Below are 16,281 nucleotides of genomic sequence, written 5' to 3'. Positions count from 1 at the left end.
GGTGAAGCGGGAGGCCCAGCGGATCCCGGTGAGCGTCACCTCCGGTCCGAACGAGTTGGCCAGTGCCCTGCCCGAGGAGGGAGTCCTGTGGCGCACTCGCGTCCGGAGGGGACTCCTGGTGGAGCTCACCGCTTGTCGTGGATCGTGACGGCGTATCCATCGGGGTCGGTGAAGGTGAACGTACGCCCGAACGGGCCGTCGAAGGGCGGCGTCACGACCGGGACGCCGGCCGCGTCCAGCGCGTCGTGCACCTCCTGCGCGTCGGTGGCGTGCAACCACAGCGCCACGCCGAGACCCGGCCGGCCGGCCGCGTCCAGGTCGACGCCGGGCAGCGGCTCACGCAGCGCGAACGGGATGGGTTCGGTGGCGAACACGATCGCGCCAGGCGGGCCTGCCGGGGCGCGGCGCAGACCGAGCCGGTCTTCGTAGAAGGCGGCGGCGCGATCCAGGTCGCGCACCTGCAGGGCGATGAAGTCGGGTCCCGTAACGGTCATGGCGCTCTCCTCTGCTATGTCAAAGTCCTGACATAGAGCATTATGTGTCAGGATGTTGACATGAGTCAAGGCGAGATGCTTGGTCCGGTGGACGACGCCGTCGGCTACGTCCTCAAACAGGCCGCGGTGGCGCTGCGCAACGCCATGGACGCGGCGCTGCGCCCGCTGCACCTGACCGTGCCGCAGTACGCGTGCTTGGAACTGCTGGGGCAACACCCAGGACTGTCGAACGCCGAGTTGGCTCGCGGCACCTTCGTCACCCGCCAGTCGATGAACGTCGTCCTGCGCGGACTCGAAGACCGCGGCCTGGTCACGCGGCCCGTGACCGCACCCCGAGGCCGCGAACTACCAACCGTGCTGACCCAGGCCGGCCTGGACCACCTGCGTACGGCCAGCGTGGCGATCCGCAGGATCGAGAAGAAGATGTGCGGCGATCTGACACCCGCCCAGCAGAAGGGGCTGCTTGAGGCTCTCGCGACCTGTGTCCGGAGCCTGGCCGACACCCCTTAGACCGCCGGGAGGTCTCCAGGAGGGCGTCGCGGGACGCGGGCGCGCTCAGCCGGCCCGGCGGGCGACGTACAGGATCCGGTCGTGGTCCTCCTCGTCGGCCGGTTCCCGTGCCGACGTCCCCACCAGCCCGCGGGTGGCCACGACGCGCAGCCCGGCCTGCTCGGCCACCTGGCGCACCGTCCGGTCGGAGTGGTGCCGCTGCACATGCCGCATCGACACCCGCTCCCAACCGTCGCCGGCCCGCTCGAACAGGTCGAACTGGGTGACCACGACCGCGTCGGCCTCGATCCGCGGGGACACCGCGAACCACGCCACGTACCGGTCCCCCCGGTCGGCGACCGCGGGGACGCCGAACGCGCGCCGGTAGTAACCGACGGTGCTGAGGTCGAAGAGCAGCACCCCGTCCTCGACGAGCTGGTCACGCGCGGCCGCCAGCGCCCGCCGCAGCTGGTCTGTCTCGGTCAGGTAGGCCATCGGCACATCCACGCAGGCGATCACGTCGAAGCCGGTCAACCCGGGCGGGGGCTGCTGCAGCCGTCCCACCTGGAACCCGATCCCCTCGGCCCCGGGCCGGCGCCGGGCCATCGCCACCATCGCCGGGGACAGGTCGTAGCCCGTCACCTCGAACCCCCGCTCGCGAAAGGCCACGCTGCTGCGGCCGGTCCCGCACCCGGCGTCCAGCAGTCGCCGCCCGCCCGAACCGTACCGATCCACCGCCTCCACGTAGCGGTCCACCAGCCTGGCGGTGTCCATCCGCGCGTTCAGCTCGTCATACCGGGCCGCGACGCTCTCGTACGCCGCCAGCGTCTCATCCACATGCGACATGCGCGCCTCCTGCGCGCGGGTGTCCCGTGGCCGCGCGCCGGGTCGAGGACCGCGCCGGGCCGTCGGGCCCGGCGCGGCCGCTGGGAGAAGGCTTACCAGATGTGCCATGCCTGCCGGTTGACCCGGCGGCCGGTAACTCGGCGCAGCAGCTTCCTCATGTAACTCACCTCCTTTCCTGGTGGCGGCTGGTGGTCGGGGGCTGGTGTGGGGTCCGGCGCAGTTCGAACCGGGGAGGGGTGATGATGCCGGCGACGTGGGGGCGTCCGTGGCCGCCGCGTACCTCCAGGCGGGCGCCGTCGGTCACGGCGGCGAGAAGGTCGGTGGCCAGGGTCTGGGCGACGGCGGCGCCGGCGCAGGTGAACGGGCCGCCGCCGAAGGGCAGGTAGGGCCCGCGGGGGCCGGGGCCGTCCCACCTGCCGGGCCTGAACCGGGTGGCCTGCGGCCAGTGCCGGTCGTCGCGGTGCAGCAGGTAGGAGCAGACCGACACGCTCTCCCCCGGCTCCAGCCGCACGCCGCCGACCTGGTGGGCGCGGAGTACCGGGCGGCCCAGCAGCCACGCCACCGGCCACAGCCGCAGCGACTCCCGTACGGCCGACTCCGCGGGCACGTCCGCCAGGTCGACGCCGTGGGTCGCGGCCGCCAGCAGCGCCCAGGCGACCACGTGGCCCACCGGCGCCACCGAGGTCCGGAACAGCAGCAGGTAGGCCTGGGCGACCTGCTCGGCGGGGGTGCCGGGCGGGGTGGCCTCGATCACGGCGTCCAGCAGGTCGCCGGGCCGGCCGGGCGGTGGGCCGGCCCGCCGGGCACGTGCCTCACCGGCGACCGCCCGTACCACGCGCGCCCACAGCGCCTGTTGCGCCGCGCGCGCCAGCGGGCCGGCGGGACGGATCAGGACATCGCGCCGCACCACCCGCGCCATCAGCTCCCGTAGCGCCGGCGGGCTGTCCGGGCGCAGCAGCGCCCCGGCCAGGAACCGGTACGCGGCGGTGCGTCCGGCCGACGGCCACTCGCTGACCTCCCCCAGCTCCGCCACGACGGCGGGCAGCCGTTCGCGGTGCGCGGCCAGGTGGGCGCGTAACGTCGCGCGCGCCGCCCGCCCGATCGCGACCTGTGTCGCCCGCGGCTCCAGCCGGCCGCCGCGGAGGTGGAAGAAGTCGGACACCTCGTCGTAGTGGCCCTCCTCGTCGTGCAGCACCCGCAGGGCCTCCACCGGGTCGGCCACGCACAGGGACCCGTCGTCGGGAAGTCGGAACACCGGGCCCCGCTCGCGGGCCGCCCGCTCGACGAATCCCAGTGGGTCCCGGCGGTACCACCGCGCCGCCCCGGCGGGCAGGCCCCCGGCCACGCCCGCCCACGGCCGGTTCCCGTCGCCGTCGGGAGCGATCTGATCCGGTTCGCCAACCGTCGCCATCCCCACCTGCCCCACGCCGTCCGTGATCTCGGGTGTACGCGCAGGCGGTGCCACTCGTGCGCCCCGCCAGGAGAGCGGCGCCGCCCGCCACCTCGCCGAACAGGCGGCCGGGCCTCCAGGCCTGCCGGTGCGCGGCAACGATGGGAAGGACGATGCCAAACCAGGAACAGCGGCAGCTTATACCTTTAGATCATTCTTACTGTTCACCAAGTGATTAATGAGAAAGAATGGTATTTAATTTACAGAATTGACGGAATGCGATGGCGGGAGTGTCCCGGGAAGGGCCACCCGCTCTCGCCCTCACCGGGCAGTGATCCAGACGCGGTGAGAGCCGGCGGTCCGGTGGTGCTCCGCCCGGAGCCCAGCGGCCGGGGTGGGCTCCGGTCAGGTGCCGCGCTGGTCAGCCGGAACCGGCCGGTCCGGGAATGTCGATCCAGCGGGCGGCTGCGTCGAAGGTATCCGTCGGGGTGCTGTTGAACGCGATCGCCGCGTTGGGAGCGTGTCGTCGTACCAGGTTGACGACCTGCTCGAACAGCTCAAGCTGATCTTCGGATTTCCGTACGCCGCCACCGATGACGACGCATTCCCAGGGCCGCGCGCGCAGGGTATGGCTGACGACCGTTTCCAGGTCGTCGCTGCCGTCGAGACCGAACAGGCAGGTCTCGACGGCGACGCCGTGCTCGGCGAATCGAGCTACGCCGACCTCGATTGCGTCGGCTACCGGCTTCGGGTCCCAGGGCCCGGGAACCCGATACGGGTCAAGGCCGATCACGAGGACGCGGGGTACCGGGGCTGTCATGTCCACACCCGGGACCTTACGTCAGGGGGTTGCCGCGCGTGGCCATGTGGGCGTCCCTGTCAGCGGGGACAGACCATGGTGGAGCCGTGCCGTACGGCCACGGCGACGTGGACGACGGAGTCCCGGCCGATGGAACGCGGTTCACCCTGATGCCGTACGGCCAAGGTCTCGATCTCACCGGCCCTTGAGTCCTTGACGAAGGGCTCAAGACGCTGGCCGATGCTGCAGGAGGTCGCCGGGCAGGTGACCGCCCGTACCATCCTGGCCAGGCTGCAGGGCCGGCTGGTCCGCCATCAGTTCCGGCTGTCGCGCCAGCCGGGACGGTCCACCGTCTCGCTCGGTCAACACGAGAAGATCGTGGACACCATCGCCGCCGGGAAGCCGGCCGAGGCCGCGATGCGCGACCACCTGCGCGACGTGATCAGCCAGATCTCGCAGTCCCGGACGCCCCGGACGGTGCCGGCCACATCCTGAGCCCGCCCGGCGTCGAGTCGGGCCACGCGACGTCGTCGATCGCGAGCCACGGCGCGACGGCCACGACCGTGGGCGTGAGCCCGGTGAACGTCTTGACCTCGCGGTGGAGGTGGGACTGGTCGACGTAGCCGCTTTCGGTGGCCACGCTGCTGGCGGGGTGACCCGCCGCCAGAAGATGCGCGGCGTGGTCGAACCGCACGAGCCGGGCGGCGCGTTTGGGCGTGATGCCGAGCTGGGAGCGGAAGCGCGACCACAGGCGCTTACGGCTCCAGCCGACGTCGGCCGCCAGGCCGTCGACCCGCGCCCGCCCCCGGCTGACGAGCGTCCGCCGCCAGGTGCGGGCCACCTCCGGATCGATCGGCCGGCGGGCGGCCAGCCGTCGGCCGAGGATCTCCGCCGCGATCGCGAACCGTTCGTCCCACGACGCGGCGGCGCGCAGCCTGTCCTCGGCTCGCCCGGCGTCGCGGCCCCAGACCGCTTCAAGGCCGGCCAGCGTCCCGCTCAGCTCGGCCGACGCGCCGAGCATCGCGGCCGCCGCGACCGGCTCCAGCCGGATCTGGAGAAAGCGCCCGACGCCCCGGCTGGTCGCCCGGAGATCGCCCGGCAGGAGCCCGATGACGACACTGCCGCGCTCGTGCCGGCCATCGGTGTGGTAGACGACGCCCTCTCCCTCGCTCAGGTCGATGAGCAGGGTGACGGCTGGGTGCGCGACCATCGCGATGTCCACGCGTGGCGCAGCGACGCGCTGGCTGAACCCGGCCATGCTGATCCCCGGCAACCGGGCTGACGGGCGCGGGACCGCGACGTCCACGCTCGCCCAGTCGAACGGCGTCCCGGTCGGCGGCACGTGACCAGTCTAGGTCTCAAGGGGCACGAGCGGGTCAGCAGACGTCGCCGTGAAGCCCAGCAGCAGGTCGCTGGTCGCCTCGGGCGCTTCCAGCATGGGCAGGTGCCCGACGCCGGGCAGCAGCTCGACCCGCGTGTCCGGCACCGCGTCGTACTGGTGCGCCGACGACGGCTCCCAGCGTGGGTCGGCACCGCCGAAGATCACCAGCACCGGGATGCCGAGAGCGGCGAGCCGATCGGGCACGCTCCGCTCGGCGAGGTACGCGCCGTTCTGGCGCAGCACCGCCCGCATCGCACGGTACGGGGTGGCCCGTAGGTCGGCGATCGCGTCGTCCGGGATGTGCACCGGGCCGGCGGCCGTCGCGCCGATCCCGGCGCGGATCATCGCGTCCGAACGACTCGCCCACAGGAGCGGGCCGAGCGGCGGGGCCAGCAGGGCTTTGAGGATGAACGGCTGCGGAAGGAGCGCGTCGGGACTCGGCCCAGAGCTGATCAGCGCGATCGACCCCACCAGGTCGGGGCGCTGTTCGGCCAGCGCGGTGGCGACGTAGCCGCCGCTGGAGTGCCCGGCCGTGGCGACGCGGCGAAGGCCGAGGTCGTCGAGCAGTGCCGCCACCCGGGCCGCCTGCAGGGGCACGTCGTATGCCGGCGCGGGCGGGGACTGGCCGCAGCCCGGGAGGTCGACCCGGATGACGTGATGGTGGCCGGCCAGTGCCGGCACTATCGGGCCCCAGAAGGCGCCCGAGGCACCGGATCCATGGATAAGCAGCAGCGGGGGCGCCTGCGGCGGGCCGTCGTGGACCACGTGCATTCCCTGCGAGTGCTGAACGTCGTACTCACTCATGCAGGGCATGATGCCTGGGCCGCCGACCATCGGTCTTGGACAAATGTCGCGACAGTGCGGTGCTGTTGAGGAGATCCCCTCGGCGTTCGGTGTCGTCGGCGACTGCGATGAGGACCATGCTGAGGTCCAGGCCGGGTATTCGGGCCTGCACGGCTCGCAGACCTGGCCGGCCTCCTCCGTGCCGATGGACGCGGTGCCCGGCGTGTGATCGACCGCCGATGCCCCAGGCGTAGTCGATCGGTGTTCCGTCATCGAGGCGTCCTGGGGTCTGCGTGAGTGTCGAGATGCCGAGTTCGTCGTCGTTGAGCGCCTGGTTCCTCGGTGCTGCCGGGGTAGCCACGTTCGCGGTTCTCGGCCGGCGAGTGCGTCACGGGAACATCTTCAAGCCGGCGGCAAGAGGGCCTACAAGCCGGCGGCAAGTAGCGATCGTCATCATTTGATGCGCTGGAACAGCGGGCTGCGAAGGTGCGCGTCCTCTCCTCCGGCCGCGGTGACTCCGCGCTGCTCCCCCAGGCACGCGACGCAGAGTCTCCCGCCTCCGCCCAGAAGCCGTAACAGGGGAAAACCGCCATGAGCTTGAACGAAGAAACCGCATACGCGTCAGAGCCGATCGCCGTCGTGGGGATGGCCTGCCGGCTGCCCGGCGCCCGTTCCCCCGAAGAGCTGTGGGAGCTGCTGTGCCGTGGCGAGAACACGATCTCCGAGATCCCGTCGGACCGGTTCCCCGTCGAGGAGGTCTACCACCCCGCCTCCGGCGTGCCGGGCAAGCTCGCCTCCAAGTACGGCGGTTTCGTCTCGGACATCGACGAGTTCGACGCGGCGTTCTTCGGCATCTCGCCGCGTGAGGCGGCCGCTATGGACCCCCAGCACCGCATGGTGATGGAGGTGGCCTGGGAAGCCTTCGACGACGCCGGTCTGGTGCTGGAGGAGATGCCGCAACGGACCGGAGCGGTCTTCATGGGCGTCATCACCAGCGACTACTGGGACCGCCAGTCGGGAGCCGCCGAAGAGCTCGACGTGCACACGGTGACGGGAAGCACCCGTGGCGGCAACGCGGGCCGGATCTCCCACGCCCTGAACCTCAAGGGGATGAGTGTGGCACTCGACGCCGCCTGCTCCTCCTCCCTGGTCGCCGTGCAACTCGCCGTCCAGTCACTACGCGCCGGGTCGTGCGACCTGGCCGTCGCCGGTGGCGTGAACGCCATCCTCACCCCCGACCACGCCATCGGCTTCTCCCAGGGATCGATGATGGCCCCGGACGGCCAGTGCAAGACGTTCGACGCGCGCGCCAACGGCTACGTGCGCAGCGAGGGCGCCGGCATCGTCGTGCTGAAGACCCTGTCGCGGGCGCTGGCCGACGGGGACAGGGTCCATGCGCTGATCCGCGGGGCCGCCGCGAGCAACGACGGGTACTCGGACAGTTTCATGACCCCGCAGATCCCCGGGCAGCAGGCCGCCCTGACGGCGGCCTATCGCGACGCCGGGGTGGATCCGGCGAGCGTCGCGTACGTGGAGGCGCACGGCACCGGCACCAGCGCGGGAGACCCCGTGGAGATCGCCGCCCTGGACTCGGTGCTCGGGCGGGGACGGCCCGAAGGCCGGCCGCTCCTCGTGGGCTCGGTGAAGACCAACCTCGGCCACACCGAGGGCGCGGCCGGTATCACCGGCCTGATCAAGGCCTTGCTGTGCGTGCAGCGCGGCTGGCTCCCGGCGAGCCTGAACTTCACCACGCCCAACCCTTCCATCCCCTGGGACAGCATCGGCGTGCGGGTGTGCGACAAGGGACAGCCTTGGCCGGACCTGGACGGCCCCCGCAGGGCCGGGGTCAGCAGCTTCGGCATCACCGGCACCAACGCGCACATCGTCGTCGAGGAGCCGCCCTCCGCTTGGCGGCCGGACGAGTGGAGCCGGCAGGAGGAGCGGCGCGAGGACGGCGACCGCGCGGTGCTGCTGCCGATCTCGGCGCGTACTCCCTCCGCGCTCGGCGCGCTCGCCGCACGCTACCGGGACCTGCTTCCCTCCTCGCTGCACCAGATCGCCGGCGCGGCGGGAGCGCGGCGCAGCCACCACGACCAGCGGCTGGCGGTCGTCGCCGGCACGAGCGAGGAGGCCGCCGCCAAACTGGACGCTTTCGCCGCGGACGGCCACGCGGAGGGCGTGTACGTCGGCGAGGCCGATGACGTCCGTGATCCCGGCACCCCGCACCTGACGGCGTGGGTGTTCCCCGGCCAGGGGGCGCAGTGGGTCGGCATGGGCCGCGACCTGCTCGACGAGGAGCCGGTCTTCGCCGCGGCGATCGCCGACTGCGAGAACGCCATGCGCCGCTACGTCGACTGGTCGCTGACCGCCGAGCTCAATGCCGCCCCTGAGAGCTCCCGTCTCGCCGAGATCGATGTGGCCCAGCCGACGATCTTCGCGGTGCAGGTCGCGCTCGCCCGCCTGTGGCGATCCTGGGGCTTCGAGCCCGATGCCGTGATCGGGCATTCCATGGGAGAGGTCGCGGCCGCTCACGTGGCCGGAGTCCTCAACCTCGACGACGCCGCCCGGATCATCTGCGGCCGCAGCCGGCTGATCCGTGCCACCAGCGGTCAGGGGGCGATGGCCGCGGTAGAGCTGTCGTCCGAGCGCGTCCAGGCGCTGATCGCGGAGCGGGGCGGCGCTGCGGTCCTGGCGGTGAGCAACTCCCCCACGTCCTGCGTGCTCGCCGGCGGACCCGAGGAGATCGACGCCGTCCTCCGCGACCTTGACGCCGAAGGCGTCTTCGGGCGCCGCGTACAGGTGGACATCGCCTCGCACAGCCCGCAGATGGACCCCCTCCGCGAACCGCTCCTCGAACTGCTCGCCCCTCTACGCCCCCGGCGGGGCGATGTCCCGCTGTGCTCCACGGTCACCGGCCGCTTCCTGGACGGGTCCGGGATGGACGCGGCGTACTGGGTGGACAACCTTCGCGAGCCGGTGCTGTTCGCGGACGCCGTCCAGCATCTGGTGGAGGAGGGATTCGACACCTTCATGGAGTTCAGCCCCAACCCGCTGCTCGCCCGAGCCGTCCAGCAGAACCTGCGCCATGTCGGCAGAGACGGGGCGGTCGTCACCGCACTCGTCCGCGACACGCCCGGCCGTACCTCCCTCCTGGAGGCCGCGGCCGAGCTGTACGTCAAGGGGCGGGCGATCGACTTCTCCCGGATGCAGCCCCACAGCGGACAGCACGTCCCCCTCCCCTCCTACCCCTGGCAGCACGAGCGGTACTGGAAGAACCCGGTCAGGCGGGCCGCGACCGTCCGGGACGGCGGCGGACACCCGATCACGGGCACGGCGCTCACGCTGGCCCCTACCGGAACCCTGGTATGGGACTTCGACCTGGACGTGGAGCGACTGCCCTACCTCAACCACCACCGCGTGCACGAGATGCCGATGCTGTCCGGTACCGGCTACCACGAGCTCGCCCTGGCCGCCGGGGAGGAGGCGTACGGCGACCGGTCCTTCGCCGTGGAGGAGCTCCACCTGGAGCGAGCCGTGTTCCTGACCCCTGGAACACCCCAGCGCCTCCAGGCTCGCCTCGATCCGGATGAGGCCGACCGCGGCCGCCGCTGGACGTGCTACCTCGCCGATGTGAGCACCGGCGGGATCACGGAATGGACACGGGTCGCCACGGCGCTGGTGCGCCACTGCTCTCCCACCGCCGAAGACCGCCACATCGACCTGCCCGACGTCGCCGGCTGTCGGGAGACCGTCGACGTCGCGGAGCACTACGCCGAACTGCGCCGCCGCGGCATCGAGCAGACCGGCCCCTACCAGTCGATCGTCGCGCTCCACCGCACGGACGCGGCCGTGGCCGCCGAACTGCGGATCGACGACGCGATCACCACCGGACTGCAGCGCTACCTATGCCATCCGGCACTGCTCGACGCGGCCCTCCAGCCCGTGATGGCCGTGCTCGGCAACGGTGACACCGGGGACGACACCTATCTGCCGGTGCGCACCAGGCGCTGCCGGGTGCACGCCCGCCCGCAACCAGGCGCTCGGCTGTGGTCGACCGCCGTGCGGACCTCGACCGCGCAAGAGCCCGACCTGGTCGAGTTCGACGTGCTGGTCAGCGACGACGAGGGCCGCGTGCTCGCCTCCATCGACGGCTTCCAGATCCAGCGGCTGGTCGCCGATCCGCCGGAGGTCGTCGAGCGCAAGGCCGGCCGTCTGCTGTACGGCGTCGAGTGGACGGAACTGGAGCCTCTCACCGGCCCCGCACCCGAGCGGGCTCCCTGGCTGGTGGTGAGCGACTCCCCCCTCGGCGCCGAACTGTGCGCCTCGCTGGCGGCCGCTGGAGGCGAGCCGCTGCTGGTCCAGCCGGGTGCCGGCTACCGGAGGCTCGACCCCCACCGGTGCGTGCTCGACCTCGCCTCCACCGAGGACTGGACGATGCTCATCAAGGAGCAGTCGGAGAGCGGAGCGTGGCCCCCGAGAGCTGTCGTGCGCCTGTCCACCGCGCCCTCCGTCGAGGAGGCGACCCGACCGGACGCGCTGGAGCGCTCCTACGAGGTGCTCGCGTTGGTCAAGGGGCTCACGAGTGATCAGCGGGCTGCTCCCCGGCTCTGGCTGGTCACCACCGCTGCCCAGACTCCGGACGGTACCGGCGATGTCAATCCCGCGGAGACCGCCGTGTGGGGCATCGGCCGTGTGATCCCCTATGAGCATCCCGAACTGCGCTGCTCAATGATCGACCTTCCTGAGGATCCGGACTCCGGCATCCTCCGCGCCCTCTCAGCCGAGATCAGGACCGACGGGATCGAGACGGAGATCGCCTTGCGGGACGGCCGCAGATACACCGCGCGGCTCCGCCACCGACCGCTTCCCCCCGCGAGCCCGGTCCCCGTACGGTCGGATGGGACCTATCTGATCACCGGCGGCTGCGGCGGGGTCGGACTGCTCACCGCGGAGTGGCTCGTCGAGAACGGTGCGCGCCACCTCGTCCTGGTCGGCCGCGGCGGCGCTTCGGAGGGCGTGACGGACCGGATCGCCGCGATGCGGTCCGCCGGCGCACAGGTGCTGATCGCCAGGACGGACATCGCGTCCCGGGTAGCGGTGGCGGATCTCCTCGACGACATCGCCCGGCACATGCCTCCCTTGCGGGGAGTCGTCAACTCCGCCGTCGTCCTCGACGACGGGACGCTGGCGCAGCTGGACCGTGCGCGGTTCCTCGCTCCCATGCCTCCCAAGGTCCACGGGTCATGGCACCTGCACGAACTCACCCGCCACCTGCCCCTCGACTTCTTCCTCCTCTATTCGTCCGCGGCCTCCGTGATCGGCTCACCGGGACAGGGGAACTACTCCGCGGCCAACGGCTACCAGGACGGGCTGGCCTGGCACCGGCGGGCCAACGGGCTCCCGGCCCTGACCGTCAACTGGGGACAGTGGTCCGCCACCGGACAGGTCGCCAAGGCGAGCAAGGACCTCCGGCTGAACGAGCGCGGCTTCGCCGGTTTCGCTCCCGCCGAGGGCCTGGCCGTCCTCGACCGCCTGCTCCCCTCCCCGCCTGCCCAGGCGTCCGTCATGTCGTTCGACCCCACCGCCTGGACCCACTACTTCCCCGCTCTGCGCACCTCGTCCCTTCTACGGCACCTTGTGGAAGGCGGTCCAGGGGACGCCGCCCCCGCGGCGGAGCTCGAACCGGCCGACCTGGCAGGCCTCGGCGACGAGCAGGCCGAACAGCGCATCGCGGCGTACCTGTGCACGCAGGTCGCGGCCATCGTCCAGCTCCCCCGGGAGAAGGTCGACGCGGCGCACCGCCCGCACCGCATGGGCCTCGACTCCCTCATGGCAGTCCAGCTGCGCAACCGGATCGCGGCCGACCTCGGCGTCACCCTGCCGGTGGCGGTCTTCCTGCAACGCCGCACGATCGGCGATCTCGCCGCTGTCACCCTCACCCACCTGAAGGAACCCGAAGCCGTTCCGAGCGGCTCCGATCGCTCGACGGCGGGAGGCCCCGCGGTCACGGACTCCGGGGACGGCAGGAATGACTCCGGGAGGGAACTGCAGTCGATCTGACATCACGTACCCCGCCACATGACGGATTCCGCCCGGCCTGATGGACCGGGCGGAATCTTCGTCACCGTCGTGGCGGCGCACGGTTCTGTCGTGGAGCCACGACCACCGCATGACGCCCCCTTCGTTTCCGGTCGGGCGAGTGCGAGGAAGGCACTGAGAATGTCCGAGCTCAGTGTTTCGCGAGCTTGCCGCCACGCCCGGCGGTGATCACGGTGAGAGGTGCCGCCGTGCCGCCCGGGGTGGGCGGTCGGCTTCTCCTGGCCGCCTCCGGCACGTCGCGCGTTCCCCGTCGGTGAACCCCGACGACGATCCGCGTGTGCGCCGGCTCCGCGCGGACGGCTTCTCCTCCGCCGCCCTCGCCTGGGCGTACTCCCCATGATGCCGGCGGTCACCGTTGGCGTCGCCCCGGTCAGTTCCGGCTCCGGATGTCAGCTTCCTGATCCAGGACATACGCCCTAAGATCGGGCATCCGCCTTCCAGCGGATTCGATATCACCCTTACGAGGGACGATCTACAACAAAGCGGGCAGTCACGATACATCGGATGTCGCACGGCTTTCTTCCTCAGGAGTCACTCGATGTGAAACAAGGAAGCAGAGCCCCGGCAAGACAGGGGAGCCGTTCATCGGGTTTCACGGACCCATGGACATCCTCGTAGCGACGTGCCGCTGAGATCGTAGGTGGTAAGGGTGGAGTTTCGGGTGCTTGGCCCGGTGGGGGCCTACAGCGACGGCGGGGTTCAGGTCGACCTCGGCGGTCCGCGCCCGCGTGCGGTACTGGCCCGGTTACTGCTCGCGCAGGGGGCGGTCGTGTCCGCGGACACGTTGATCGATGACCTGTACGGCGGGGCGCCCCCAGCCAGCGCCCTGTCCAGCCTGCACTCGTATGTGTCGAATCTGCGCCGGGTCATTGAGCCCGGCCGCAGCCCCCGAACCCCTCCCCGGCTGCTCGTCGGGCAGTCTCCCGGCTACCTGCTCGCCACCACGAACGTCGACGCGATCCGGTTCACCAAACTGGTCACCCGATCGGAGTCACGTCCCCCCGGTGAGGTGCTCGTCTCCCTGGACGAGGCGTTGCGGCTCTGGCACGGCCAGCCGTACGGCGAGTTCGCCGACGAGACCTGGGCCATCACGGATGTCAGCCGCCTTCGCGAGTTACACCTGGTCGCGATCGAGCGGCGCGCCCAGGCCCTGCTGGACCTCGGCCGCCCGCAGGCGGTGATCATCCACCTGGAGACCGAGACGGCCGCGCACCCGCTGCGCGAGCGGCTGTGGTGGCTGCTGGCCATGGCCCTGTACCGCAGCGGGCGGCAGGCCGACGCGCTCGCCGTGCTCCGCCGCGCCAGGGACCTGCTCACCGAACAGCTCGGCCTCGACCCCGGCCCGGAACTACGGGCGCTGGAGGACGACATCCTCCGGCACTCCGACTCACTCACAAACCCGCCCTTGACCACCACCGCGGTGTCGGTGCCCGTACCTCCGCAGTCGCCACCGCGGCTCCTTGTCGGGCGGGAGCTGCAGCTTTCCGAGTTGAGGACGCTGCCGACACGCGCGGGCCGAAACGGCGTAGCCGTCGCAGCGGTGAGCGGTGAGCCGGGCATCGGCAAGACCCAGCTGCTGGAGGCGTTTCGCGACCAGTGTGCCGACCTCGGCTACGTGGTGCTGTGGGGCAACTGCCACAACATGGAGGGGGCCCCGCCGCTGTGGCCGTGGCTTCAGGTGCTGCGCACGTTGGATGAGATCGCTCCGCCGCCGGACCGCCAGGCGCTGGCCGGGTTCCTCGACGAGGAGATGCCCAGCGGCTCCACTGCGGCGGCACTGCTCCACCGCAACCAAGTCATCGCTCACTGGCTCACCGCGATCGCGCGGACCCAGCCGTTGGTGGTCATCCTCGACGATCTGCACTGGGCCGACCCGGCCTCACTCGAACTGCTCAGAGATGTCGTCATGCTAGCGGGCAGCGAGACGGCGGTCCCGCTGACGCTGGCCACCGCATTCCGCGAGACGGCTTTCCACGAGACGGCGATTCACGGCACAGCACTTCCCCGCGGCTCGTTCCATCTCTCATTGGACGGTTTGCTGGGTCAGCTCGCCCGGTACGACCTGCTCCGCGTCCGGCTGACCGGCCTGGAGGTGGACGATGTGCGCGCGGTCGCCTCGGCCATGGGCGCCGAGGTGGACGAGTCCTCCGCCGAGCGCCTGTCCGAGCGGACCGGCGGCAACCCCTTCTTCGTGCGGGAAAGCGCCCGGCTACTGGCCCAGGGACGAGATCTGGAGGCGGTTCCCGAGGCGGTGGCCGACCTGATCCGCTGGTGGCTGGGCAGACTGGGCGCGCGGGCCGGTGAGGTTCTCGGTGTCGCCGCACTGATCGGCCGGAACTTCGACCCGGGCGTGGTCGCCGAGGTGTGCGAGGCGTCTGAGATCGGATGGGTGGAGGTCTACGACACGCTGGACCGGGCCGCCCGGGCCGGGTTGCTCGTTCCCGGTGAGGGTGCCATGGCGTTCGCCCACGACCTGGTCAGGGAGACCCTCGTACGCGAGATCCCGCCGCTGCGCAAGGCGGTCATCCACCAGGCGGTCATGACCGCCCTGTCCCCCCGGCCAGGCGTGGACGTCACGGTCATCGCTCATCACGCGGTGGAGGCCGGCCCTGCCGCGTATGCCGATGCCACGCGCTGGGCGACCGCCGCCGCCGAACAGGCGAGCCTGCGCCTGGCCTACGAGGAGGCGGCTGTCTGGTGGGGCCGGGCGGTCGCCGCGCACGGCGCCTGCGCGGGTGACCCGATAGAGCACGTGGAGCTGCTGCTGCGGCAGGTCCGTGCGCTGCTGGAGGCCGGAGACGTGATCGGCGCGCGACAGGTCCGTGCGAAGGCCGTACATGCCGCCGACCGATCCGGGGCGAACTCGGAGCTGACCGCCCGCGCCCTCACCGCACTGGATGCCCCGGCGATCTGGACACTGCGTGATCTGTACAGGGCGGCGGAGTTGCGGCTGGTGGAACGGTTCGAGGCCGCGCTGCGAGCGCTGCCCGAGGCCGACAGCCACGAGCGAGCCCTCCTCCTGGGCGGACTGGCACAGGAGCTGTACGGGACTGATGACCCCCGCGGTGACGCCTTCTCCGCAGAGGCGATCGCGATGGCTCGCCGGCTGGGCGACCCGTATCTGCTGATGCGGATGCTCAACGCCCGGCACCTGTCGCTGCCTCAGCCGTTGCACATCCCCGAGCTGCTGGAGCTCACCGAGGAACTGCACGAGCTCGCACTGCGCACCCGAATGCCGGGATTCGAACTGCTCGCCCAGATGATGTTCACCCACCACCGGTTGGAGCTGTTCGACCTGGCCGCCGCAGACGCGGCCGCCGCCCGCTGCGACGTCATGCTGGAGCGGCTGTCATTGCCATGGCCGCGCTTTCAGCACACCATATGGCGGATCAACCGGCTCGTCCTGAGCGGGCGGTTCGACGACGCCGAACCCCTGTACGGCGAGGCCGAACGCCAGGCCACCCGGATCGGCTATTGGTATGCGGGCGGAGTGGTGGCGATCGGGCGGCTCATATTGCGCTATAACCAGGGCACCATCGCGGAGGCAGGGCCGCTGATCGACGCGATCACCGGCGTTCACCCCAGTGCGGATCACGATACCCGGGTGCTGCAGCTGTGCGCGCAGGACCGCGTGCGGGAGGCCCGCGCCTTGGCCGCGAACGGCTGGCCGGCACCGCCGCCGGACTGGTCGTGGCTCTCCACGACCTGCCTGCAGGGCGCGGCCCAGGCCGCCGTCGGGGACCTGCCGGCCTGCCAGGTGACCTACTCGGCGCTGCTGCCGTACTCCGGGCGGATCTCAGTGGTTTCGGCGGTGGTCTGCATGGGGCCCGTCGACTGGTACCTGGCCCTGCTCGCCTCCGCCCTGGGCGACAAAGCCGCCGCCTCCCGGCACCTTGAGACGCTGACACGACTGGCAGACCAGAACGGGCTCATGTGGTGGCGGGACCGGGCAAGGTCGGCGAGTTGCGAGGTCTTTCCCCACGTGCCTTGATACCCCAGC

12 protein-coding genes are annotated in these 16,281 nt (G+C 71.3%); 5 read left to right on the top strand and 7 right to left on the bottom strand.

All coding sequences use genetic code 11. The annotated features are described in order from the left end of the window. Nucleotides 1–125: 125 nt before the first annotated feature. The gene (locus CA984_RS14030; protein ID WP_086572030.1) at nt 126–494 is read right to left on the bottom strand and encodes a VOC family protein; all 369 of its coding nucleotides are present in this window, start codon (nt 492–494) and stop codon (nt 126–128) included. 60 nt (nt 495–554) lie between these two features. On the opposite strand from CA984_RS14030, the gene CA984_RS14025 reads away from it, so the two are divergent. After that, nucleotides 555–1,004, top strand: a complete 450-nt coding sequence (locus CA984_RS14025; protein ID WP_086572028.1) for a MarR family winged helix-turn-helix transcriptional regulator — start codon at nt 555–557, stop codon at nt 1,002–1,004. Between the two features lie 45 nt (nt 1,005–1,049). Here the strand turns inward: CA984_RS14025 and CA984_RS14020 are convergent, their stop codons facing one another. The 4 genes from CA984_RS14020 to CA984_RS46120 form a co-directional block, all read right to left on the bottom strand. Next, nucleotides 1,050–1,829, bottom strand: a complete 780-nt coding sequence (locus tag CA984_RS14020) for a class I SAM-dependent DNA methyltransferase (protein WP_165781249.1) — start codon at nt 1,827–1,829, stop codon at nt 1,050–1,052. 163 nt (nt 1,830–1,992) lie between these two features. After that, a complete protein-coding gene (locus CA984_RS48670; protein ID WP_086572024.1) occupies nt 1,993–3,240 on the bottom strand; it encodes a cytochrome P450 in 1,248 nt (415 codons plus the stop codon). Nucleotides 3,241–3,640: 400 nt separating this feature from the next. Next, entirely contained in the window at nt 3,641–4,039 is a 399-nt protein-coding gene (locus tag CA984_RS14010; protein ID WP_086572040.1) for a hypothetical protein, read from the bottom strand. Nucleotides 4,040–4,098: 59 nt separating this feature from the next. Beyond that, complete coding sequence (locus CA984_RS46120) at nt 4,099–4,299, bottom strand: hypothetical protein (protein WP_165781248.1); 201 nt, start codon at nt 4,297–4,299, stop codon at nt 4,099–4,101. Between CA984_RS46120 and CA984_RS14005 the strand changes: the two genes are divergently transcribed. Continuing rightward, nucleotides 4,283–4,513 (top strand): FCD domain-containing protein, encoded by a 231-nt coding sequence (locus CA984_RS14005; RefSeq protein ID WP_165781247.1) that lies wholly within the window; start codon nt 4,283–4,285, stop codon nt 4,511–4,513. The two genes, CA984_RS46120 and CA984_RS14005, sit on opposite strands and share 17 nt — an antisense overlap. On the opposite strand, the gene CA984_RS14000 is transcribed toward CA984_RS14005, so the two are convergent. Beyond that, the gene (locus CA984_RS14000; protein WP_242675937.1) at nt 4,461–5,360 is read right to left on the bottom strand and encodes a helix-turn-helix domain-containing protein; all 900 of its coding nucleotides are present in this window, start codon (nt 5,358–5,360) and stop codon (nt 4,461–4,463) included. The genes CA984_RS14005 and CA984_RS14000 overlap by 53 nt on opposite strands. Nucleotides 5,361–5,369: 9 nt before the next feature. Beyond that, nucleotides 5,370–6,203 (bottom strand): alpha/beta fold hydrolase, encoded by an 834-nt coding sequence (locus CA984_RS13995; protein WP_086572035.1) that lies wholly within the window; start codon nt 6,201–6,203, stop codon nt 5,370–5,372. Between the two features lie 43 nt (nt 6,204–6,246). Between CA984_RS13995 and CA984_RS46115 the strand changes: the two genes are divergently transcribed. The 3 genes from CA984_RS46115 to CA984_RS13985 all read left to right on the top strand — a co-directional run bounded on the left by CA984_RS46115 (nt 6,247) and on the right by CA984_RS13985 (nt 16,272). Beyond that, the gene (locus CA984_RS46115) at nt 6,247–6,411 is read left to right on the top strand and encodes an RNA-binding protein (protein WP_165781246.1); all 165 of its coding nucleotides are present in this window, start codon (nt 6,247–6,249) and stop codon (nt 6,409–6,411) included. 362 nt (nt 6,412–6,773) lie between these two features. Further along, complete coding sequence (locus tag CA984_RS13990) at nt 6,774–12,242, top strand: type I polyketide synthase (protein WP_086572020.1); 5,469 nt, start codon at nt 6,774–6,776, stop codon at nt 12,240–12,242. A 688-nt stretch (nt 12,243–12,930) separates the two neighbouring features. Next, nucleotides 12,931–16,272 (top strand): ATP-binding protein, encoded by a 3,342-nt coding sequence (locus CA984_RS13985; protein WP_165781245.1) that lies wholly within the window; start codon nt 12,931–12,933, stop codon nt 16,270–16,272. Nucleotides 16,273–16,281: the final 9 nt, after the last annotated feature.

This window comes from Streptosporangium minutum, from assembly GCF_002149035.1.
In the GTDB taxonomy this organism is placed as follows: Bacteria; Actinomycetota; Actinomycetes; order Streptosporangiales; family Streptosporangiaceae; genus Streptosporangium; species Streptosporangium minutum.
Note: the sequence above shows the minus strand (reverse complement) of the source record. Positions and strands in the feature narration are given on the sequence as shown.